Origin of the sequence: Zavarzinella sp., assembly GCA_041399155.1 — a bacterium.
Classification (GTDB): Bacteria; Planctomycetota; Planctomycetia; order Gemmatales; family Gemmataceae; genus JAWKTI01.
Genome location: JAWKTI010000003.1, coordinates 134,804 through 156,252, shown reverse-complemented (window position 1 = coordinate 156,252; position 21,449 = coordinate 134,804). Strand labels below are relative to the sequence as shown.

Annotated in this window: 21 protein-coding genes and 1 riboswitch; of the genes, 9 read left to right on the top strand and 12 right to left on the bottom strand. The window is 48.9% G+C overall.

Annotated elements, in window-relative coordinates; all coding sequences use genetic code 11:
* Nucleotides 1–29 precede the first annotated feature (29 nt).
* Entirely contained in the window at nt 30–1,256 is a 1,227-nt protein-coding gene (locus tag R3B84_14740; protein MEZ6141826.1) for a hypothetical protein, read from the bottom strand.
* A gap of 272 nt (nt 1,257–1,528) precedes the next feature.
* Here R3B84_14740 and R3B84_14735 point away from each other — a divergent pair, with 272 nt between their 5' ends.
* From R3B84_14735 to R3B84_14720, 4 genes are all read left to right on the top strand, one after another.
* Nucleotides 1,529–1,744 carry a hypothetical protein gene (locus tag R3B84_14735; GenBank protein ID MEZ6141825.1) on the top strand — a complete coding sequence of 72 codons (216 nt, stop codon included), beginning with the start codon at nt 1,529–1,531 and terminating at the stop codon, nt 1,742–1,744.
* 71 nt (nt 1,745–1,815) lie between these two features.
* Nucleotides 1,816–3,531 (top strand): DUF839 domain-containing protein, encoded by a 1,716-nt coding sequence (locus tag R3B84_14730; GenBank protein MEZ6141824.1) that lies wholly within the window; start codon nt 1,816–1,818, stop codon nt 3,529–3,531.
* Nucleotides 3,532–3,637: 106 nt separating this feature from the next.
* Nucleotides 3,638–3,832: riboswitch (cobalamin riboswitch) on the top strand.
* 111 nt (nt 3,833–3,943) lie between these two features.
* Nucleotides 3,944–4,738, top strand: coding sequence for a DUF1559 domain-containing protein (locus tag R3B84_14725; protein ID MEZ6141823.1), 795 nt, complete (start codon nt 3,944–3,946; stop codon nt 4,736–4,738).
* 98 nt (nt 4,739–4,836) lie between these two features.
* Nucleotides 4,837–5,310, top strand: coding sequence for a hypothetical protein (locus R3B84_14720; protein MEZ6141822.1), 474 nt, complete (start codon nt 4,837–4,839; stop codon nt 5,308–5,310).
* Between the two features lie 99 nt (nt 5,311–5,409).
* Here R3B84_14720 and galE read toward each other — a convergent pair whose 3' ends face one another.
* The 8 genes from galE to R3B84_14680 all read right to left on the bottom strand — a co-directional run bounded on the left by galE (nt 5,410) and on the right by R3B84_14680 (nt 13,300).
* Entirely contained in the window at nt 5,410–6,390 is a 981-nt protein-coding gene (gene galE / locus R3B84_14715; GenBank protein ID MEZ6141821.1) for a UDP-glucose 4-epimerase GalE, read from the bottom strand.
* Nucleotides 6,391–6,444: 54 nt separating this feature from the next.
* Nucleotides 6,445–7,737, bottom strand: a complete 1,293-nt coding sequence (locus tag R3B84_14710) for a glucose-1-phosphate adenylyltransferase (protein MEZ6141820.1) — start codon at nt 7,735–7,737, stop codon at nt 6,445–6,447.
* Between the two features lie 152 nt (nt 7,738–7,889).
* Nucleotides 7,890–9,314, bottom strand: coding sequence for a protoporphyrinogen oxidase (hemG, locus tag R3B84_14705; GenBank protein MEZ6141819.1), 1,425 nt, complete (start codon nt 9,312–9,314; stop codon nt 7,890–7,892).
* A complete protein-coding gene (gene selA / locus R3B84_14700) occupies nt 9,311–10,708 on the bottom strand; it encodes an L-seryl-tRNA(Sec) selenium transferase (protein ID MEZ6141818.1) in 1,398 nt (465 codons plus the stop codon). Before selA ends, hemG begins: the two co-directional genes overlap by 4 nt.
* Before the next feature lie 80 nt (nt 10,709–10,788).
* Nucleotides 10,789–11,103, bottom strand: coding sequence for a hypothetical protein (locus R3B84_14695; GenBank protein MEZ6141817.1), 315 nt, complete (start codon nt 11,101–11,103; stop codon nt 10,789–10,791).
* Between the two features lie 60 nt (nt 11,104–11,163).
* Complete coding sequence (locus tag R3B84_14690; GenBank protein MEZ6141816.1) at nt 11,164–11,613, bottom strand: hypothetical protein; 450 nt, start codon at nt 11,611–11,613, stop codon at nt 11,164–11,166.
* 394 nt (nt 11,614–12,007) lie between these two features.
* Nucleotides 12,008–12,574, bottom strand: a complete 567-nt coding sequence (locus R3B84_14685) for an N-acetyltransferase (GenBank protein MEZ6141815.1) — start codon at nt 12,572–12,574, stop codon at nt 12,008–12,010.
* 96 nt (nt 12,575–12,670) lie between these two features.
* The gene (locus R3B84_14680) at nt 12,671–13,300 is read right to left on the bottom strand and encodes a hypothetical protein (protein ID MEZ6141814.1); all 630 of its coding nucleotides are present in this window, start codon (nt 13,298–13,300) and stop codon (nt 12,671–12,673) included.
* Between the two features lie 104 nt (nt 13,301–13,404).
* Between R3B84_14680 and R3B84_14675 the strand changes: the two genes are divergently transcribed.
* Nucleotides 13,405–14,091: a metal-dependent hydrolase gene (locus tag R3B84_14675; protein MEZ6141813.1), complete on the top strand. Its 687-nt coding sequence runs from the start codon at nt 13,405–13,407 to the stop codon at nt 14,089–14,091.
* A 365-nt stretch (nt 14,092–14,456) separates the two neighbouring features.
* Here the strand turns inward: R3B84_14675 and R3B84_14670 are convergent, their stop codons facing one another.
* Nucleotides 14,457–14,666: a hypothetical protein gene (locus tag R3B84_14670; GenBank protein ID MEZ6141812.1), complete on the bottom strand. Its 210-nt coding sequence runs from the start codon at nt 14,664–14,666 to the stop codon at nt 14,457–14,459.
* 13 nt (nt 14,667–14,679) lie between these two features.
* Between R3B84_14670 and R3B84_14665 the strand changes: the two genes are divergently transcribed.
* Both R3B84_14665 and R3B84_14660 read left to right on the top strand, forming a co-directional pair.
* Nucleotides 14,680–16,200, top strand: a complete 1,521-nt coding sequence (locus R3B84_14665) for a hypothetical protein (GenBank protein ID MEZ6141811.1) — start codon at nt 14,680–14,682, stop codon at nt 16,198–16,200.
* A gap of 366 nt (nt 16,201–16,566) precedes the next feature.
* Nucleotides 16,567–17,022, top strand: coding sequence for an SMI1/KNR4 family protein (locus R3B84_14660; GenBank protein ID MEZ6141810.1), 456 nt, complete (start codon nt 16,567–16,569; stop codon nt 17,020–17,022).
* 7 nt (nt 17,023–17,029) lie between these two features.
* Here the strand turns inward: R3B84_14660 and R3B84_14655 are convergent, their stop codons facing one another.
* Nucleotides 17,030–17,749: a Gfo/Idh/MocA family oxidoreductase gene (locus tag R3B84_14655; GenBank protein MEZ6141809.1), complete on the bottom strand. Its 720-nt coding sequence runs from the start codon at nt 17,747–17,749 to the stop codon at nt 17,030–17,032.
* A 292-nt stretch (nt 17,750–18,041) separates the two neighbouring features.
* Here R3B84_14655 and R3B84_14650 point away from each other — a divergent pair, with 292 nt between their 5' ends.
* On the top strand, nt 18,042–19,667 hold the full coding sequence (locus R3B84_14650; protein MEZ6141808.1) for a serine/threonine-protein kinase: 1,626 nt from the start codon (nt 18,042–18,044) through the stop codon (nt 19,665–19,667).
* A 35-nt stretch (nt 19,668–19,702) separates the two neighbouring features.
* Complete coding sequence (locus R3B84_14645) at nt 19,703–20,353, top strand: hypothetical protein (GenBank protein ID MEZ6141807.1); 651 nt, start codon at nt 19,703–19,705, stop codon at nt 20,351–20,353.
* A 27-nt stretch (nt 20,354–20,380) separates the two neighbouring features.
* Here R3B84_14645 and R3B84_14640 read toward each other — a convergent pair whose 3' ends face one another.
* Nucleotides 20,381–21,424, bottom strand: a complete 1,044-nt coding sequence (locus tag R3B84_14640; protein MEZ6141806.1) for a hemolysin family protein — start codon at nt 21,422–21,424, stop codon at nt 20,381–20,383.
* Nucleotides 21,425–21,449 lie beyond the last annotated feature (25 nt).

Here is a 21,449-nt window from a genome sequence, read left to right as displayed (position 1 = left end):
TGGGTGAAAATTACCAACAAGTACAAAGATTATTTCGCCATTTCCAGAAACTGAACTTTGGAACCTGGCTGATCGCAGAAAAAGATCATCTTTTCATCTTTGGAAACAGCAACCGCGACGTTTTTACAGCCCCCACTGAGTGGTGACTTGGCAACGGTGCAGATAAACTCACCTTCTGATGAGTATTTCTTAATGATCCCTTCCGATTCTGCGGTAAAAATGGTGCCTTGTGCATTCACTCGCAGGTTCATTGGGTTGCAGCACCCACCGAAGCAATCGGCGGGGCTTTCCTGACCCAGAGAAACGGTGGCTCGCTTGCCATATGCACCGATGTTTTTGCCGTCACGATTGTAACGGGCAAAACGGTGCTTGGTGTTTTCTGCAATCAACAGATCATCGCCAGCAACCTGAATGTCCATTTGACCACAGCAGCCACTGATCCCGTTGATGATTTGCTTTGCTTCTTTGAAATCGTGGCTGGTACGCCAGATTGCATAGCCATAGCCAGTGGTTTCACCAGTGACAATAAAGAGATCTTTCTTGGAAGCTGCAATGGCGTTGATTACTTTCAGCCGGCTAAGAGTTTGTTCTACCACCGATTCCACGCTCAACTGATCGTAATATTGTGCGGAAACCTTGTAGCTTTCCATGATGCGTTCGTACTGCTGTTTCTGAGTCTTCTCGGTGGGGGTCAGATCTTCTGGTTTTTTCTTGTTCAACACTTCCAGACGATCGGTGATCAGTTTCTTGGAGTTTTCGAACGATTGTTTCTGAGCTTTAATCTGGGTTTCGGCTGCTTTTTTCAAGTCTTCGCTGTTTTCCAGTGCCTTGGCAATATGGGGCAAGGTCAGCCGGCTGAGTTCTTTCCCTTTGGAATCGTATCGGGCAACAATGCCACTGCCAGCTACAAACACAGTACCGTCCGTACCCGCATTGATCGATTGAGCATGAAAGTCCAACTTCCATACATCGACAACTTTCCGATCTACCACAACGTGGATTTCGGATTTTCCTTTGCCAGGTGCGGGTGCCATCATTTTATGCATCCCCACCAGGCCAAGCAGGCGACCTTCATTGTCCAGACACAACGTCTGTAATGAAAGGGTTTTATCCGCAGAACGCAATTCAAGGTCGCCCGTTTTCACGTGGCTGGGTTCTGCATCATTCTTCGTTTCTGTTTTCTTGGTATCAGCCACCAGAGTGGTGGTGCTGGCACCCACCAGAAACAAAGCTGCCAATTGTCGAATTTTCATCATTTTTGTTGAACTCTTCAGGACTCGAGCGTCATTCATTGACGAATCATACCAGATAGCATAACTGAAATTGGACATTGTTACAAAAAAGTTAGTGAAAAATTGTATCTTTCAGCAATAAAATGAGAGCAAACTCATTTTATTGGCAGTCAATCGCATATATGTACGACTATGAATATATAATTCTTGCTATATAACAGAATTGCTTTACAGCAGTGTGCGGCTGCATCCGATTTTCAGAATCGTCATAACTAATGGAAATTAAAGAAGTTACGATGAATAACGTCTGCCCGACCTGTGGGCACCCGTGGTTTGTTGCCACTGGGAACGGAACAAAGACGAGCGACCCCACCACTTCGGGAATGGTCGACCTTATTGCTGCTCAACTGGGCGTTCCTACTCACCTGGAGCGGAGTAGTCGCCTGGCTGAATTGAACCTCGATTCATTAGATCTGGTCGAGTTCATCATGGATGATGTGGAGCAGAAGTGATGATTTCATGAAGATGGTGTCTGTTCGGATGTGTCCCACATAAGAATGAGGGAATCATTAGAGGATACATCGTGGAAAACAATCGTCGTCAATTTCTTACCCTGGTGGGGGCTGGTTCGCTTGCTGCCATTACAGGAACTCCACCTTCAGAAGCTGCACCGCTGCCGTTAAAACGCAAAAAAGGTGCCCCACCTGCATTTTTTACACCAATTGAACCGAGCAAAGCGGATAATCTGGTGCTGCCGCAAGGATATCAGGCACAAATCATTGCCCACTGGGGCGATCCGTTAGGTTCCAAAGATCCTGAAGGTAATCCAGAACATTTTGGCTTTAATAACGATTTCACCGCCTATTTTCCCATTGATGCTCTGACCGGTGGGAAAAGCTGCACCGAAGGGCTGCTGTGGGTGAATCACGAATACCCAAATCCGCTGTTTGTCAGCGATTATCCCCACCCACCCAAGGACTTGGAATCACCCGAATTGAAGACCTGGATTGCCCTGAAAAAAACCAAAGAACAAATCATTCTTGAGAAAAAATCGGTCGGTGGCAGCGTGCTGCACATTAAATTGGTGGATGGAAAGTGGCTACTGGTGGCCAATTCAAAATTCACCCGCCGATTCACCGCACTTTACCCACAGATTGAACTGAGCGGTCCATCGAAAACGCTTGTTCCCCACGGCGTTGGCACGCTGGCAAACTGTTCTGGCGGCCGCACCCCCTGGATGACTGTAATGACCTGTGAGGAAAACTATCCAGAATACAACACGCTGGAAACCTGTCGCTGGTCTGATGTCCCAGGGATGGAAATCGACGAACTACAATATGGATGGGTGGTTGAAATTGACCCGTTTGGTGACTTGCCACCCAAAAAACACTCTGCACTGGGCCGCTTTAAACATGAAAACACCACCTGGGCAGTAGGGTCCACCAAAAAGTTTGTGGTGTACATGGGCGACGATGAAGCCGATCAGTGCTTGTACAAGTTTGTTTCCAAAAATCCTCTGATTGATCTGAAAGACCGTGCTGCCTGTAGCAAGTTACTGGAAGAAGGCACCCTTTACGCAGCAGATATGGGCAAGGGTCGCTGGATTCCACTGGTTTATGATGCACCCACTGCAGCAAAGATTCATTCTTCGAAGATTTACCTGGCGATGCAGAAGGCCGATCCGAAGTTTCAAATCACCAGTCAGGGAGAGTTGCTGATTCACGCACGTGTGGCAGCAAAAATCCTTGGTGCAACTCCACTGGATCGCTGCGAAGATTGTGAAGTCCATCCCAAGGATGGATCGTTGTATGTGGCACTCACCAACAATACCAAGCATGGCAATTTTTATGGCCATATTGTGCGATTGGTGGAGCAGGATGATAATCCCGAAGCAACCAGCTTTGAATACGAAGTTTTCCTTGCAGGTGGGCCGCAAAGTGGTTTAGCATGTCCCGATAATCTGGCGTTTGATGCGGATGGCAACCTGTGGTGTGTGTGCGACATTTCCAGCAGCAAAATCGGTTCTGGTGTTTATAAATCATTTGGCAACAATGGTCTATATGTGATTCCCACTTCGGGCGACAGTGCAGGTGATGCCTTTCAGTTCGCTTCGGGCCCGAACGATGCAGAACTGACTGGCCCCTGGTTCAGTGAAGATGGCAAAACATTGTTCCTTTCCGTGCAGCACCCAGGGGAAGAATCTCCAGATAAACAGAATTTGACCAGTAACTGGCCCGGAAAACCCGGCGATATTCCCAAACCAGCCGTGGTAGCAATTACTGGCTTTCCGAAAGAGTAAGCCCACCGGTGGCACCGGCTTCCAGCCGGTTTTCTTATTGACCTTTCTCAGAACATAAAACGCCAACATTTTCTTCCACCCGCTTGCAAGTGGCTTTGCCTCCGATAGGATGCTATTCTCGACAGGTTTGCTGGATGCATTCCAGCAACGAAGAGGGAAGATGGTGTAAATCCATCGCGGGGCCGCCGCCGTAACCGGTGAGACCGAGAACATTTTGCCACTGCGGGAAACCCGTGGGAAGGCGTTTTCAGGTCGCACATAGCCGGGAGCCGGAAGACCTGCCTGACGAGAACGTTCGCAGCCCCGGCACCGGGCGAGCGGTCGGCAAGTTACCAAATGCGGTACGTACTCCGCAACCGATGCGCTCCCTCCAGGTCCGGGCAACCCGCTCGTACCAGCGGAAGGATTTTTCATGTTCTCTGAGTTTGGTTCTGGTCGCTTTCGGCGACGCGCATTCACCCTGATTGAGCTTCTGGTGGTGATTGCCATTATTGCAATTCTGATTGGCCTGTTGTTGCCTGCCGTACAAAAAGTGCGTGCAGCAGCAAATCGGGCACGCTGTCAGAACAGTTTGAAACAGTTAGGGCTGGCTGTACACAACTATGTCAGCACGTACGATGGCACCCTGCCGCCGGGACGCACGGTGGAAAACGGGGCAGATCGCTGGTGGTTTGGAGAAACCAGTGGCACCAATGTGGATGTGACCCGTGGGCACCTGATGCCTTATCTGGAAAACAATCGGGCAGTTCTGCGTTGCCCGGAAGTAGATCCTTCGAAGATTCAGCAGCGTTATTCTGGTGGAACGGCCGGTTATGGTTACAACTACACCTATCTTGCGCCGCTCAGCTATCCTCCACCCACGTATTCGCCCGTATGGCAAAAAATGAATATCAGTGCGGTGCAGAGTACCAGTGCCACCATCACATTCACCGACAGTGCGGGCACCTGGATTGATCCCTGGCCAACAGGAAATCCAATACTGATTGAAGTTCCGATGACGGAAGCACCTTCGGGCCAATATCCTTCGGTGCATTTTCGCCACACCGGTTCAGCGAATGTTCTCTATCTGGATGGCCATGTGGAAAGCCACCCACGTGGGGATCGCAATCCCCCACCATCATGGGAACCAGTCAGTGCCAATACTCTACGGAATAAAGAATTGTTGTTCGACATCGGCACTACCGATGCCAGTTGGGACCGGGAGTAGTGCGATGAGTGCCTGTAAAGAAATTTGCGTTTCTTGTGGAAATAATCCTGTGATCAGTGGATCAAAGAATTGGAATAGTTACTGATTACGTTAAATTAATGAACTCACTTCAAATCGCCTGTTATTGTCTGATGTTCCTGAAATCCCATGTTACAGACAAAACGATTGAAAAACAGTTGCTTGGGCCATGGGAAGTGATCTCAGTTCGTGTAGTTGGTGTTGATGCTGATGCTGATTATGCTGATCATGTTGATGCTTTGCGTGATCTTATCTTATCATTATTCCAGATCATCCATATCAGGAGATCGCCGAAAGAATGGAAGGCAGTCCTTTATTCCAAAAAGGAAGAATTTGCCCGTACAGTTGGCAATATTTCAGTTCGAAGTGGAAAAATCAGTTTTCAAGAAAGCCTCGAATTGATATGGTTTACAGAGAAGAAAAAAGTCCCCATCAAAGGCTCAATGATGTTTGAAGGGAAGCATTTATTGATAACGGTTGATATGCAGAAGCGACCCGTAAAAGATGAACCATTCCCGGATCAACTTGTATTTAAATGTAAGCGTTGGAAGTGATTCAAACAAAACGGAATATACACATATTGAAGTGTTTTAGGTATCAAAACAATGATTTGGATGCTGCCAACTTTGGGACTTTGCTCAGACTGTTTTGGTTTATCCCCCATATCCCTGTGGGTGGGAGCTGTGCCACTGCCAGGCACTACTGATAATTGCATCCAAAGTGGGGAAACTTGCCTGCCAGCCCAGGTGCTGTCGGATCTGTTCTGAAGATGCTACCAACCGTGGCGGGTCACCGGGACGACGTGCAGCCAACCGCACTGGAACGGTTTTACCACTGATGCGTTCCACAGCCTGCACAATTTCTTTGACGCTGAAGCCGTGCCCGTTACCCAGGTTGAACGCACGGTAGCCCGGGGTGGGGTCTTCCAGTGCCAGTGCGTGGGCCAGAGCCAGGTCGGTCACATGGATAAAGTCGCGGATGCAGGTTCCATCGGGAGTGGGGTAATCCTCCCCAAAAATAGCTAATTCTGGCCGCACTCCCAAGGCTGCCTGGATCGCCAATGGAATCAGGTGCGTTTCTGGGGTGTGGTCTTCACCAATCGTGCCATCACTGGCGGCCCCGGCTGCGTTGAAATATCGCAACGCAGTACAACTCAGGCCATAGGCTTCGGCGTAGTCTGCCATCACCTGCTCTATCATCCATTTGGTTCTGCCGTAAGGGTTGATTGGCAGTTTCGGATGGTTTTCGTCGATGATCTCCTGCTGTGGATTGCCGTAGACCGCTGCCGAACTGGAAAACACCAGACGTGGGACACCATTTTTTCGCAGGCACTCCAGTAATTGAATGCTGTTCACCACGTTATTGCGATAGTACTTCGATGGGTGGGTAACTGATTCCCCCACCTGAGCGTGGGCGGCGAAATGCACGACCGCTTCGATGCGATTCGACAACACCGTGTGGTCGAGAAGGTGTTGATCGGCCAGATCGCCCACTACAAGGTGAGGTGGGGAAATGACGCACCGATGGCCTGATGAGAGATTATCATAAACCAGCACATCGTGGCCACGGTCCAGCAGTAATCGATAGGTGTGGCTGCCAATATAGCCAGCACCACCAACGAGAAGAATCTTCATGCAAATCCTTTCACAACAAGCACTTACGAAATCATTTCGACATTCGGTTATATATCAGATTTTTGTTTTGTCTGGCACGATCGCATTTTTGGGAATCACGACGATACCATCGCGGATGTAGTAGAACGGGCCATCCACATTCTGTTCGGACCCACGGTAATTGATCACCACATCATTCCCAACACGGCAATCTTTGTCCAGAATCGCACGTTCGATGATGCAACCAGTTCCCACGTTAAAGCTGGGGATACCGTTTTTCTTATTATCGGCACGTTCCGCGTCTGACTCGAAACGGTCCGCACCGATGATGACCGAATCTCGGATGATCGATTTTTCGCCAATACGGCATCGGACGCCTAGCAAACTGCGTTTGATTTCGGCGTTCGGCAGCACCACGCAGCCATCGCTGATCAGACTGTCTTGAATGGTGGCAGAACAGATGCGGGAAGCAGGCAGATACCGCGTATTAGTATAAATAATCCCTTCGGTGCTGAAGAAATCAAACTCCGGTGGGTCTTTCGCCAGATCCAGCGAACAACTATGGTACGATTTGATGGTCCCAAGATCTTCCCAGTAACCATCAAACAAGTGGGACTGTACCTTCAAGGTTTTGAAGTATTTCTGCACAATATGGCGGCCAAAATCGGAATCTTCCGGGTCTTTCGCCAGCAAATCGAGCAAAACTTCCCGTTTGAACAGATAAATACCCATACTGGCCAGGTAATGCCGACCTTTACATGTGATCCCTTTCGATTCAATCCATTCGGCAGCAGTAAAGAAAGGAGTGTGTTCACCTTCAGAAACTTTGGGCTTTTCGATGAACGATTCAATCTGCCCGCTCTCATTAATTTTTAAGATGCCAAAGCCGCTGACATGACTTTCAGGCACTGGCAGCACCGCCAGTGTCACATCGGCATCGGATTCGACATGGGTTTGCAGAAGTTGGCGATAGTCCATTCGATAGAGTTGATCCCCACTGAGGATCAGGTCATCGGTGGCGAAATGCTCTTTCACTTCGCTGAGTTGCTGACGAACTGCATCGGCGTTCCCCTGATACCACCGCGATCCTTCCATTGTCTGTTGTGCGGCAAGCACTTCGACAAAAGACTTACTAAACTTATCAAAACGGTAAGTATTCTGGATGTGACGGTGCAGACTGACGCTCATGAACTGGGTCAGTACGAAAATACGCCCCATGCCACTGTTGATGCAGTTACTGATCGGAATATCAATCAGGCGATATTTGCCCGCAACGGGAACTGCGGGCTTGGCCCGATCTTTTGTTAAGGGGAATAATCGCAGCCCCTGTCCACCACCAAGAATTAAGCTAAGTACCGAACGGTTCATGATCACACGGGGGTTGGAGAGTGAACAAAGTCCGTCGAATGGTGGGAAAGTCTGCAGACCGTAATCCCATCACCATCAATGACTTTGGGAGTTAATTTTGCAACAATAGTGGCTGAAAATCAAAACCATTCCCAGCCTGCTTTCACTTATTATCAGGATTTTGCCAGCAAATTCAAATAAGAAACGATCTTTGCTGCCAGGAGGTCTGCCTGTTCCGTGCAATCATTCATCGCAATTCCGTGGTAAGCGTTGCCACCCAGAAACAACCCCAGGTGGTGCTGCAACTGCTGTTCAATCCGTGCCACGCGTGCCAGGTGCCCCACGTGGTATTGGGGAATGGCCCGTTCCCAACGCACCACGCGGGAAAATACTGGTTCTGCAGAAAAACCCATCATTCGCCCCACTTCACGGTGGGCAAAAACGCTCAATTCGTCGTCAGATCGATCCAACATTTCGGTCTGTCCGGCCCCACCAATAAGGGCACGCCAAAGTACGCAGCCGTGGGGAGCCCGTTCCGGGAAAATCGAACTACACCATTGTGCCCCCAGGATCGTCTGCGGTGCGTGGGGCACAATAAAGCCAAAACCATCGTGCGGTGCAGTGCGGACATCCGCTTCGCGATAGCCCATCGCAACCACTGCGATCCGGTTGTAAGGAATCGCCGCGACCTCCGTTGCCAGGGTTTCATCCACTCGGGCCAGCAGGTCTGCCTGAACGTACGCAGGGTTGGTCAGGATAACTACATCAAACGATTCCGTATTCGTGGGATCAACACCCACTTCCCACGTGGGGGAATTGCTTGCTTTCCGCAGCACCTGAATGGGTGCATCGACTTGCAGCGTTACCTGTTGCGACTGCTGGAGTTGCGAAGTAATCTGATCGGTCATCACTTGCAGGCCACCCACAAACGACCAGGTAGCGGGGCGTTTCAGAGCGTTGCCAGATTCTTTCGCCTGTTTCCGACGCAGTTTTCCCGCAGCTGAGACACCACGCAGCACGCTGCCGTGTTCTTTTTCGTACTGTGCCAGGCGGGGGAAATTGGCTGGCAGGCTCAGTTTTTCAGGATCACCGGCCTGAATACCAGTAACCATCGCTCGGGCAAAAATCGACGCAATTTCCTTACCTGCCCGTCGTTCCGCGAATTGCATTACCGTTTCGTCTTCTGGCAGTGGCAGTGGGGAACGCCGATACTTTTCTGTCAGTAGCCGCCATTTGGCCCCCACAGAGAGCAGTGGGGAAAACAAAAAACTCAACAACGAGCCGGGAAGTTTCTGCAACCGCTCGTTCAGATACAAATACCGATTTTTCTGTGCGGCAGGGCTGGCTTCCAGCAATTGGCTACCCAGCCCCACATCGTGGCACAGATTGATCGTTGATGGCTTATTGCTGAAGATACCGTTGGGACCCGTTTCCACGCGAAAACCACGATCTTCTATTGTGCCAATCATCCCACCGAAACGTGGGCGACCTTCAAACAGCGAAATTGCCGCATCGGTGGTCTGGCGAAGGCGAAAAGCTAATGCCAGGCCAGAAAGACCCCCACCGACAATTGCAATTTTCCGTGGCTGATGCATCATTGTTGCTCAAATAGCTCTTTCAACGTCTCAGTAAAAGCATCCTGCTGCCTCGTGGGGATGGTTCGCACATCAAGTACCACGGCATCGTGCACGATTCTTGCCAATACAGGCGGCCTGGCCAGGGTGCGTAACTTTTTCGCAAGTTCTTCCGAAGACCAGTCGGAATGAACCAAGCGCACGCCCCAACTGGGCATCGCAGAATCGGGCAGTGTTCCCCCACCTAGATATGCTTCAGTGGGCACCACCTGGATCTGCCCTGGTGGGAAATAACTCTGCAATGCAGTTGCCAGCGTGCGTGCCTGGGATTCCACCTGAGCCAAAGGGCGACGGTACATTTCCTGAGTTGGCAGTGGCTCTGATGCTTTCCCACCCTGCAAGTGGTGCAGCAAAGTTACTTCCATCGCAGCCAGCGTCATTTTATCCAGTCGCAACGCACGCATCAGTGGATCGGATTCTATTCGATCGATCCATTGCTTTTTGCCCACAATCAGACCTGCCTGAGGCCCACCAAGCAGTTTATCGCCACTGAAGAGTACCACGTCCGCACCGGTGGCAATACTCTCCTGCACAGTGGGGTCTGCCTGCAGACCATACTGTGAAAAATCTTCCAGCGCCCCACTGCCCAGGTCGTCGATCACCGGCAGATGATATTTCTTTCCCAATTCTACTAGTGCCTGCAGTGGCACACTTTCGGTAAATCCCTGGATACGATAGTTGCTACAATGCACCCGCATCAGTGCGGCGGTATTCTCATGAATATTCTTTTCATAATCCGCCAGCCGAGTAATATTTGTGGTGCCCACTTCACGTAAGGTGGCACCAGAAACCGTCATGATTTCCGGAATGCGAAAACTACCACCAATTTCGACGAGTTGCCCACGTGAAACGATCACTTCTTTGCCGGTGGCAATCGCACGCAGAACAATGATGGTGGCTGCGGCACAATTATTGACCGCGGTTGCCGATTCGCACCCAATCAGGTGCTGTAATGCACTTCGCAGTGGGAGTTGTCGTTTTGAGCGTTTCCCACTTTCTAAATCCAGTTCCAGATTACTGTAACCTGTTGCCACGGCACTGGCTGCGTGTGCTGCCGCTGGCAGAATTGGTGCCCGCCCCAGATTGGTGTGCAGAATAATCCCGGTGGCATTGAACACCGGCTGAATTTTGGGCTGGTGCATTTGATGCAAGCGTTCGCGAACAATAGCATGGTAATCTGCAAGTGTTTGAAGAGCAGACGCACCCTGCTGCAAGATGTTTCTGCGGGCTTCGGCCAACACTTCCCGAATTACGTTGACAATCTGGCGCTCATCGAAGTGCTGCTGCAATATCTGGTAGCTTTCCCCCTGTTGAAACTGATGAACGGCCGGTAATTGGCGTAGATATTTTTCGTTCATCGTTCCCACGCGAGGTGCGTCAACTCCCACATTTTCATCTTATGAATTGGGCAGTAGGGCTTCGCGATGGTGTCGCCGCCTCAGCAGGCCAGTGCCAGATCCGAAGTGATCTCCACGGTGGCACCATGGTAGTCGCACGCATCGTCGGGGTGCCACAAGGTCAAACCGGCCTTTGCACGTTCCATCAGAATGGCAATTTTTGCCTCGCTTCCTGGTTGTGCTGCGGTTGCCATTTCCGGAATAGCAGGTGTGCCACAGAAATTCCCCACGCCACGGTGGGCATATTTGCTGGTGCTGGGGTACAATTCTTTCACTCCGGGCGTGTAATAGCACGACCAGCACAGACCACGGGGACGATTTACTTTTGCATGAGAGCAATGACGGCACTTTAACATTTCAATTCTCCTTGATCAATCTATCTGACAATAAAACGAATATTTAATTTCTCTAAGTCTTTACACTGCTGCGGGTTGAGACACTTTTTCTTTCCGCACTCGTTTCGGTTGTTGTTCAACCACGGTGCCACGTTGGTGCAACACCCGCAACACTTCCGAACGCAGTTCGCGGCGCATTTTTTCGCGGGGCGTATCATCAAACCAATTCAGAAACCAGCGACAGGCAGCCTTCTGGCCCATGCGGGCTTCCGCTTCGCGACAGGTCTGGGTGAAAAAATCTTCCACTTCACCAGTGGTATCCAACCCTTCACCCTGCCACGCACAGAAGCCGATGGCACAACTTGCTTCGATGGGCCAGTGCCGCACCGTTCGCAAAGGTGGGGGCGATGTCGTCGCACCTTGGATGATCCGTTGGTCATCATTCAGCAACGCATCGTGCAACGCCAGCAAGCCAGTAGTGGAAAGCGAAGGTGCCAGACCTTCCCGCCAGATTGTTCGCCAATTATCCATGAATCCATCCTCCAGACACTTCCAGTTGATCCCCCAAAAGAGGATATATGAAATGTACATGCGTATATAATCGTTGTCAAGTATATTTTTGTTGAATTTATTTGCTTAATTTCGCATTAAATGCCCGCCCGAGCTGGGCCTGGGAGGTGATTGTTGTCGATTTAATATACATTTATAGACAATTATATAATAAAGTGATTTCCCGCAATTATCGACACGAATTTGCCGGCAAATCATCGCAAGCAATTATTTTCAAAGAGCTTACGTCGATGAAAGGGAATATTCTCTGTCAAGGTTGGTAGTTGATGAAAAGGTCTATGATTGCCTTGGATTTGTGGTTTGCAGAAAAGTGCTGAATCGAGCAAAAATTTTTGGATTTTTTTCTGTCTTCAAATCAGATGCAGTAGGGATCTGGGGTATCTTTGATTTCGCGGTAAAGTGTGCTGAGCGTAGTAAAGCCGAGTGATTCGTAGAGCCGCATTGCTGCCACGTTACCAGTAGTGGCTTCGAGTGTTACGCGGGTAATTCCCGCTTGCTTAAAACCATTCAATGCCAGTTCCAGGCATTTTCGCCCCAGCCCACGGTTCTGGTGGTCCGGGCATACGGCCAGATTCATAATGTAGCCGGAATCCGGACTGTCCTTGATCCCCTGTACCACGGCACAGGCACCAGTGGGGCCAGTAATCAGCCAGGTGGTTGTGGGCAGAAAACCGGGATGGCTGATGGTATTGTCCATCAACCCCAGGGTAGTTTGCAGGCTCCCAAGCCTGGGGAACAGCAAGGCATCCAACGTTTCGGCGAAGGCGGCAGCCAGCACCATCGCATGATCTTCCAGCAATTCCGGGCACCATGGTAAAGCCAGATAGCCGGTGGGCAATGTGGTTGGCAGAGATGTTTTGCCATACCACACCATGCGGGTGCGATGAACCATCAGTTCGTTTGTGGTGTTCCAGTGGTTCATGGGTGTAGCTCCAGTCAACAAAAATTAGAATACACCAAAAACCGGGAGAAGAAATCTCCGTTGAACGTTTTTCCGGTCAACATCGAGAAATGATTGTCAGTTGAGTGCAATGCGTGCGTTTTTTTCCATTTCCTGCCGCAGATTTGCGAAGTAACTGGTCAGTTCTTCCGCACTGGCGACCTTTCCTTTACTGCAACTGCCGGTGGAACAACCACTACCACAACTACTGCACCCACCAGACTTGCTGGAGCCGCACGTGGTGCAGCCCGATTCCTGCGGTGCTGTCTGCTTGCGGGTGTGGTCTTCCACAAACACCCGCATCTGAAACTCTTCTGCCAACTCCAGCACGACAGAATCCAGATTGGTTTCCTGCCAGTGCAGCACTTGAATGTAGGCCACATCATGGGAAAGCAGCAGTTCACAGTCAATCACCATCACGGGAAGATCGTGGGCTGCCACCAAATTCTCACACTTTTCTAATATTTGTCGCGCTTTGGCTGTTGCTGCGGTGTGGGCTTCCAGGTCTGCAACTGTGGCTGTTCGAAGCAGGGAATTGGGGGGTTCCTGCCGCACCAGGGCGGAATCAGCGGATAATTCGTCGATAATCTGAGCAATTTCACTCCCACGTGGGGTGGTAATCACCACCGAACTGCCACGTGGCAGGGGGTGGTCGCTGGCAATATGCCCCAGATAGCGATTCAGGCCGAATTGAACCAGATGATGCATGAGAAAACAAACGCTCTTTTTCGAATATCGATATCTGTTAAGATATACTGCCCACTGGGGAATTCAGGAAGTTTCCCGATATCGGCCAAAATAGGGAGGATGCCATGGCCAATTTTCGTGGTCACATTACCACATCAACCATTACCGGCCTGCTTTATGGTGGGATCGGTGTGAACCCGCTTGGCATGGAACCTGCCACAGCAATTCTGGGTGGCGTGGCCGCCACCGTGGGGGGATTATTGCCCGACCTGGACTGCAACAACGGTTACCCGGTTCGTGGCCTGTTTGGTGTAGCAGCCAGCTTTGTCCCACTGCTGTTGTTGCAACGCCTGCAATATACCTCGCTGAATCAGGAAGAAGTGATGCTGGTACTGATCGGCATGTATGTCTTCATTCGATTTGGCCTGAAACGCTTTTTTAACCGCCTGACGGTCCACCGCGGGATGTTTCATTCCGTGCCAGCAATGCTGATCGTTGGCTTAAGCATTTACCTGATCTACGATTCCGACGACCGGCAGAAAAAAATCTTTCTGGGAGTCGGGGCGATGCTTGGCTTCCTCTCCCACCTGATCCTGGATGAAATGTATTCTGTCGACTTCCGTGGAATCAAAATTCGACTTAATCAGTACGCAGGCAGTGCGTTGAAGTTTACTTCCAAATCATTCCTGGCCACCACGATTACTTACATTATTCTGATTGGGCTGAGCTATCTGGCATATGTCGATTGGCAACAAACCAGGCAACGCGGCCTCGAACGCCCCGGGATTCTCAGAAAACAACTTTCACTGTAAATCGAAGGAGCTGCCACGGATAGTGAAATGACGGGCAGTAAACTTGGCCTGCCTGGTGAGCCGAAGGCATTTGCCGCGGTGAGCCGATTTGACTTGTCGCGGTTACCTTGCTACACCTTCCTTGCGAGGGAAGGGGCTGGGGGGTTAGGTTGTCTTCCGATCACAACCTCATTCCCGCGAAAGCGGGAATCCATCGCCCAAAGCGCCAAGGAGGGAATTTCTGGCATTGTTAAAATAATCTCACGCCAAGCCGCAAGAAAACTACCTCATGAGCCGAAGGCGTTTGCCGCGGTCGTCTTACTGCCCTTCCGCACGAAGGAAGGCGCTGGGGGGTTAGGGTGCGGTCGAAGTTTGAAGACATGGATTCACGCCTGCGCGGGAATGACGATTGCATATTTCTTCGCGACTTTGCGGTCAATCTTTAATAAGAAATTCCCTTGCTGGCGCTGCGGGCTATGAAGACAAAAGCCGTCTGTAGCAAACGCCACCAACTCATAAACAGAGGTCAGAGAGAAAATTGAGCCAGGCTTTTTTCGCATGAACTCGAAGAACTTCGACTCAGAAGACAATCGCATAAGGAATGCTGCTATGATTCGAGCCAAGAAGCTGCATAATACTGTAATTGATTTTATTGTAAACGCTGCTATTCATGATCTGCAAACTGAATCAAAAGCTTGGTTTATCGATTTACTTGCGATACTCCATGATTCTGATCGAAAAGCATTAATAAATAAAATCAAAAACCTGATTCCATTGATAACAACTGATAGATTACTCGAGGCACTTGCTAGCACATTGCTTAATAATGATATTGATGAGCCTGATTTACGAATTGCGATACTACGACACGGTGGCACAAAATACCCATCTATTGAAATTGAATCATATCTAGCACAAACCACTACTGATACACATGCAAAGATTGTCGAGAATATTCTTTCAATTACATTTACTGATGTTGATAATTACTTTTATGACCTCAAGAAAATTGAACATAACATCAACTTGATTAATAGTCAAAAGTTGCACATTTTTACATTCTGCCATAATTTCTTTTCGGTCTACCATGGCGACAAATACAATTATGAATACGAAGTAGTTGTCGAATCACACGTTCGACTAGTAGAACTATATACAAAACATTGGGACTACAGTCTATTGATAAACTTGTTATTTTTGACTGCAACAAAACCTGTTTATTTTTCGCCATTACTCAATTTGCTTGCAAGTTTAAAGCCTGAAAGCAAGGACATTCCGCTGAATAATTTGCTGGATTTAATGGCGCCTTCTCAATTATCAGAAATTGAATATATAGATCTTTCTCGAGTGTTGATTTCTAAACTTAAAATCTTAATGATATACGACAAGAATGGACTTCGAAATTCTCAGTGGGCTGCATTAGCAAAAAATCAATCCTGCCCCAGAATTGTGCACACGATGATACAGCTTTACCTCAATCAATTCTGTAGACAATCTGATTTGGCCGAATTTCTTCAAGCTAGCAATTTGCTTGAAGACGATGTGCTGTGGGCGATTGATGAGTGTTTTCCAGTTAATATAGATAAGGATGTGGCTGATTGCTTGTGGATGCAAATCCGCAAAACACAATCCTTTGGTGTAAGTACGGAGCTATTGCTGCCATGTATTTGTAAGACTGGCAATACGCTTGATATACTTGAATTAATTAAGCCATTCTTGCTAAATCAAACGGCTGATTTCTTAGGGCATCTTGCGATTCAATATCTTTCTACAACTTTATGGTCAAATAATTTTATTTGTGATCGACTTCTTGAAATGATTCGTATTGCGATAATTGATTTACAGAAAGATGAAGAAGATCAGATGTATTTTGGATGCAGATATTTATTGAGTGCATTTCAATTTTCATCTTTAACTGAACGCCAAATGAAGGAATTACAATTAGAAATTACCCCAGCTATCCAATCTGATATTGTTGTACGGTTGCATTTCATATATTTGCAATCTTTATTAGGTCAACCTACCACACGGTCAGACTTTCTTGGCTTATTAGAGGATATGTATGGATTGGGTAGCGAATGGCGTGAAATGTCTGCTGAAGTGATTAGCAATGTCATCTTAGATGGCTAATTTTGCTGTTATGTAGTGAATTGGCATGTCGGAAAAGGACAAGCTTAGCAGACGGCCTTCGCTGGTTAGAGAGCGAAATTTAACCGCGATTTGCCCTGAGGAGATTGTAGCATGAGCGATCTCGGCTCACTGGTTAAATTTCTTTACGCACGCTTCTGGCTATTGTCCCCTTTTTCTTTCGTGACTTTGCTGTCAATCTTTAATAAGAAATTCCCTTGCTGGCGCTGCGGGCTATGAAGACAAAAGCCAACCCCGGGAAACGCCTTCGGCTCACAATCAGAACTGATACAGTAATTGACTTTTTTTTCGAAGCGCTGCCGATGAGAAGCAGCATTGAGATTAATATCCCAGCCGGTTCCGTACAATATGAAAAATAAAATTACCGAAAGTAAAGAACCACTGACTGTTGAAGCTATTGAGCTCTTTGAGCGTGCCATTGAAACTCGTTTGCCAAGTGATTACAAAGAATTTCTGCTGCTCTCAAATGGAGGCCGACCAGAAAGAACGCGGTTTGCAGTTGAAGGATGGCCTGGGGAATTTGGTGATGTGCATTTCTTTTGGAGTATCAATTTTGCGAGTCAGGGCAGTTTAGAATGGTGGTTTCGTGAATTGGCAGATCCTTTGATTCAGAACAATCTATTGGCTATTGGTGTTGATTTGGGTGGAAATTTTATCACTATTGGGACTTCTGAAACGAATTTTGGTGAAATTTGGTATTGGGATCCTACTTATGATTATATCGAGCTTACCGAAGGAAAGATGTTCTATTATCTTTCTAAGAATATTTTTGATTTTGTAGAAAATTTAGAATCTGATGAATAAGGGAATTTCATTCAACTAATTGAAATGCTGCTTTGAAAATGACTTCACGTAATGGTGCAGTACCTAAAAATTCATCAAAGTGGACATGTTTTGGCACGTCTTTCGAAGCGGGTCGCTTGATAATTTCGGGTGCCTGTGGCCACACAGGGCGATTCGTCCAGACATGGATCTCTTTTACTTTGCCCAGAATACCTTCCTGAACCAGTTCCACTGCACGTCGCAGGCCATTTTCTGCAGTCCCCTGGTTGCCCATCTGGGTGCAGACTTTGTACTTGCGGGCGGTTTCCCGCATCTGGCGAGCTTCAAAAACAGTGTGCGTCAGTGGTTTCTGGCAATAAACATGCTTACCCATGCTCATAGCAACCAAGCTGGGCCAGGCATGGTTGTGGTCGGGAGTACTGACCACCACGGCATCGAAGGTTTTCGATACGGCATCGTCAAACAGTTTGCGATAATCGAAAAACTTGGCTGCATCAGTCCACTTTTTTGCCTTGTTATTCAAAGTGTTTTCATCGATATCGCAAATTGCGGTCACGGTGCCCAGGGCGCCTGCCTGGTCAATATCACCGCCCCCTTTTCCGCCCACTCCAACACCTGCAAAACGCAGGGTGCTGCTTGGGTTATCTGCAGCACGCACCGCGGAGTTGCGGGAAGCGGTAAAAAAGTAGCCAACGCTGGCAGCACTGGTGCCAATAAACCACCGACGATCAATTCGTGGTAAACTCATGGGAGAGACTCCTGAAAAAATTCCTGTAAACGACTGGGCTAGTGTAACCTGAACGTTACATCGAAGCAACAATGAAGCACGAAATTCGGCGATCAATTATATAGCCAAATAGTTATATAATGTCCGCCAGCCCATGAATCCTCTTCTGAGATGGGGCTGTAAATATACGCAATTGGTTATATAACTAATCTTCTCTAGTATTAATTTTCCTTTTTTCTGGATTTTTTCTAAATCACCCCACGGTGGTAGCGAAATACTGTTGTTAGGTGTGGCACGCGACTGGGGCTATTGCATGAAATTTACCTACCGCTGGGGTCAACGACCTCTGGATGGTTACACGATTAAACGTGGATTAGGCCAGGGCGGATTTGGCGAAGTCTACTTTGCTGTCAGCGATGGTGGCAAGGAAGTGGCGTTGAAATTGCTGACTCGTGGCCGCACTGACACGGAACTTCGTGGGATCAGCACCTGTTTGAATCTGAAACATCAGCACCTGGTGCACGTGTACGATTTACGCACCGATGGCAAAGGCGATCACTGGCTGGTGATGGAATATGTGCACGGCGAATCGCTGGCAAGCATTCTGCAGAAACACCCCACAGGATTGTCCGTGGATGTGGTGAAAAAGTGGTTTTTGCAGACAGCACAGGCAGTTTCGTATCTGCACGATCACGCGGTGATCCACCGAGACATTAAGCCAGGAAATATTTTTCTGGAAAATGGTGAGGTGAAACTTGGTGACTACGGTCTGAGCAAAACGATTGTTTCCACATCACTGGACCACTCCGTAAATGTGGGCACCATTTACTACATGGCACCCGAAATGGGTCGCGGTACCTGCACCAAACAGGCAGACATCTATTCGTGCGGTGTAATGCTGTACGAAATGTTGACCGGGGAGTTACCATTCTCGGGTCAATCATTTACCGAAGTGGCGATGCGGCACCAGACCGAACTGCCCGAAATGACCAAAATACCTGCAGAGTACCTGCCCATCATTGCGAAAGCGTTACAGAAACGACCCGAAGATCGTTATCAGAACATGGAGCAGATGATTCGGGAAATCAATGCCATTGGCACAATTGAGTACAGCATTCTGCCTGCAATGCAGGATGCCCCACAGACAAAACCCGCTACGGAAGCAAAACCAAAACCTTTACAGCAAACACCGCCGCTGCCAAAAGAACGCCAGAATGTGGTGGTAAGTGCCACCAGCACCACGACCACATCGGCAACATTGGAACGACTTTCCACCTGGACCCTGGTAAAAGCTCGCCTGGCAGAAATTTCGCGTTCGATGGCTGCCGCACCGATTGCCGCAGGTGGGGTGGTTTTGACCTGGCTGATCGTTTCAGTGATATTCACACGTAACATTCCATGGGATGAACTGATCCCACTAGGTGGCCTTACTGTTTTGCTCTCCTGGGCTGTCATTTTGACGGCGAAGTTCTTTTCCAGTCAGAAGGGAGAGGGCAGTTGGCGAATGGCAGGCGTCGGTGCGATCATGGGCCTGGCTGCATTCTGGCTGGATGGCTGGACATTCCCGAAATTGATTGAAGAAGGCCAGCAGGTTGCCACCGAGCAAGCCTATCTGGGTGGATCGCTGCAGGCTTCGCAGGGTACAATGGAGCACCTGATTGGATATCCCCTGACATATGGCATTATTTTTGGGTTGACCCACTGGGGTGCCTTCATGAAACGCCACCGGAAAGAGCGTTTCAGTCTGGGTCCAGTCTTTGCAGTTGGGTTCTACGCTTTCATGACCTGGATACTCGGCTGGCGGTTGATGATCTCTGGCGATAGCCCGCCTTCCTTTATCTTCCTGGCAACAGCTGGTTCCGCAGCAGTAGTGCAGATGGTGAGTTCGTGGGCAGCCCCCCCACCTCCGATACCGAAACGGCGTCGAATTCATCGTTAGAAGTGTTAAAGGAATTATCGCAGGGAGATTAAATCATGAAATTACTATATAGCAATTTAGTTGTATTGTTACTATTCGGTGGGACTTTGTCGGTTCAGGCCCAGAATGAAAACCCACCGGAAGGTGCTGTGCCACCGATTTCACCCACCAAGCCGGTGAAAACGACGAAAAAGGAAACTGCCGCACCGAAGAAAAAGGAGCCCACCTTTCATTCAGTGGGTGGGTTTGAAAACAGCTTGCAGAAAGCAAGGGAAAGTGCTTTGGTTCAGGCACGGGTTGATTTGATCCAATACATGGCAGAGCTGGAATCGCCCGTCGATGCCCGTCCCACGCTGGAAACGGTGCGGAGCCTGATTGTCATTGGGTCGGAACAGGTTTCCGAAGAAAAGATCAATCTGAATACCAGTGCAGAAGAAACGCTTTATCGGATCACGATCGGTATCCATGTGGATGCGGAAACGATTCGACAGTTACGCACCAAAGAACGTGGTGCGGGTTTACTTTGGTGGATCGGCGGAATCATGATTGCAACCACAATTCTCGCGGGATTCTTCAAAATAGATTCCTGGACCAAGGGGGTGCTTTCCAAATGGCTGATCATCAGCGCGATTGTGATAGCAGGCATCCTGACGGCACTCTGGTTTTTGACCGGAAGCAGCACCGTGGCGATTAAATTTCCTCTGTAGCCTGAAAATTCAGCTGTTTCCTGAATATTAATCGCTTTTGCGGTTGCTGTTTCGTTCGAACTTGGGGTGCTCATCTTCCAGTTCGCCAATAATCTCTTCAACGATGTCTTCGAGAGTAATCATCCCAACTACCGATTGGTCTGTTTCCCGCACAATTGCCATGTGACGGTGTTCTTTCTTCATAATTTTCAGGACATCGGCAATCAGGGCATCTGCTGACACAAATGCGGGTGGATACATGGCATCCTGCAGAATCATCACATTCTTCAGGCTTTGCATGTAGAACAGGCTTTTGCTGTTCAGCACCCCCACGATATTCTCTTTCGTACCCAGATAAACGGGCAAACGGGTGTGGCCGGAAGCACGCACCTTGGCAATAATTTTTTCCAGCGGAGTGTTGACTTCAACGGCATCCACCTTGGCAATAGGAACCATACAATCGCGGGTGAGCTTCTTACTTAACTGAAAGACATTGTCGACAAAAGTTGCCTGTTCCTGCCCCAGTAAGCCAGCGTCGCGAGTATCGGAAACGATTGCCCGCAGTTCATCGACCGAGTGCACGCTGGCATGGCCAAGATTCTGTGGGGAATAGCCCAATAACCGCAGCAACATATTGCCCGACCAGTTCATGAACCGCAGCACTGGACTGGTAATGCGAGCAAAAAAGTTCAGTGGGATCACCGTTTTCAGTGCCACTCGGTCTGGATTGGCAATTGCCACCATTTTGGGCACCTGCTCACCGAAAATGACGTGCAGATAGGTTATCACTGCTACGGAAAATACCGTGGCAATACCATGCCGAGTGATGAATCCCATTTTGGAGGGCATAAAGGTCAGCGTGGGTTCCAGCAATTTTGCCAGAACCGATTCTCCCACCGCACCCAGGGCAATGCTGGCCACGGTAATCCCTAATTGGGCTGCGGCAATACTGCGGTCGAGATGCGTTGTGGCATCGTGCAACGATTCTGCACCCGCCACTTGCTGCTTGCGTAATTCATCTACACGGGTCGACCGAACTGCCACCAGTGCGAACTCAATGGCAACGAAATAGGCGTTGATTGCAATCAACACGGGGATTGCAATCAATCCAAAAATG

Coding starts and splice junctions, on each gene's coding strand:
- R3B84_14740 (MEZ6141826.1), bottom strand. CDS start 1,256: ATGATGAAAATTCGACAATTGGCAGCTTTGTTTCTGGTGGGTGCCAGC.
- R3B84_14735 (MEZ6141825.1), top strand. CDS start 1,529: ATGAATAACGTCTGCCCGACCTGTGGGCACCCGTGGTTTGTTGCCACT.
- R3B84_14725 (MEZ6141823.1), top strand. CDS start 3,944: ATGTTCTCTGAGTTTGGTTCTGGTCGCTTTCGGCGACGCGCATTCACC.
- R3B84_14720 (MEZ6141822.1), top strand. CDS start 4,837: ATGAACTCACTTCAAATCGCCTGTTATTGTCTGATGTTCCTGAAATCC.
- galE (MEZ6141821.1), bottom strand. CDS start 6,390: ATGAAGATTCTTCTCGTTGGTGGTGCTGGCTATATTGGCAGCCACACC.
- R3B84_14710 (MEZ6141820.1), bottom strand. CDS start 7,737: ATGAACCGTTCGGTACTTAGCTTAATTCTTGGTGGTGGACAGGGGCTG.
- hemG (MEZ6141819.1), bottom strand. CDS start 9,314: ATGATGCATCAGCCACGGAAAATTGCAATTGTCGGTGGGGGTCTTTCT.
- selA (MEZ6141818.1), bottom strand. CDS start 10,708: ATGAACGAAAAATATCTACGCCAATTACCGGCCGTTCATCAGTTTCAA.
- R3B84_14695 (MEZ6141817.1), bottom strand. CDS start 11,103: ATGTTAAAGTGCCGTCATTGCTCTCATGCAAAAGTAAATCGTCCCCGT.
- R3B84_14690 (MEZ6141816.1), bottom strand. CDS start 11,613: ATGGATAATTGGCGAACAATCTGGCGGGAAGGTCTGGCACCTTCGCTT.
- R3B84_14685 (MEZ6141815.1), bottom strand. CDS start 12,574: ATGAACCACTGGAACACCACAAACGAACTGATGGTTCATCGCACCCGC.
- R3B84_14680 (MEZ6141814.1), bottom strand. CDS start 13,300: ATGCATCATCTGGTTCAATTCGGCCTGAATCGCTATCTGGGGCATATT.
- R3B84_14675 (MEZ6141813.1), top strand. CDS start 13,405: ATGGCCAATTTTCGTGGTCACATTACCACATCAACCATTACCGGCCTG.
- R3B84_14670 (MEZ6141812.1), bottom strand. CDS start 14,666: ATGCGATTGTCTTCTGAGTCGAAGTTCTTCGAGTTCATGCGAAAAAAG.
- R3B84_14665 (MEZ6141811.1), top strand. CDS start 14,680: ATGATTCGAGCCAAGAAGCTGCATAATACTGTAATTGATTTTATTGTA.
- R3B84_14660 (MEZ6141810.1), top strand. CDS start 16,567: ATGAAAAATAAAATTACCGAAAGTAAAGAACCACTGACTGTTGAAGCT.
- R3B84_14655 (MEZ6141809.1), bottom strand. CDS start 17,749: ATGAGTTTACCACGAATTGATCGTCGGTGGTTTATTGGCACCAGTGCT.
- R3B84_14650 (MEZ6141808.1), top strand. CDS start 18,042: ATGAAATTTACCTACCGCTGGGGTCAACGACCTCTGGATGGTTACACG.
- R3B84_14645 (MEZ6141807.1), top strand. CDS start 19,703: ATGAAATTACTATATAGCAATTTAGTTGTATTGTTACTATTCGGTGGG.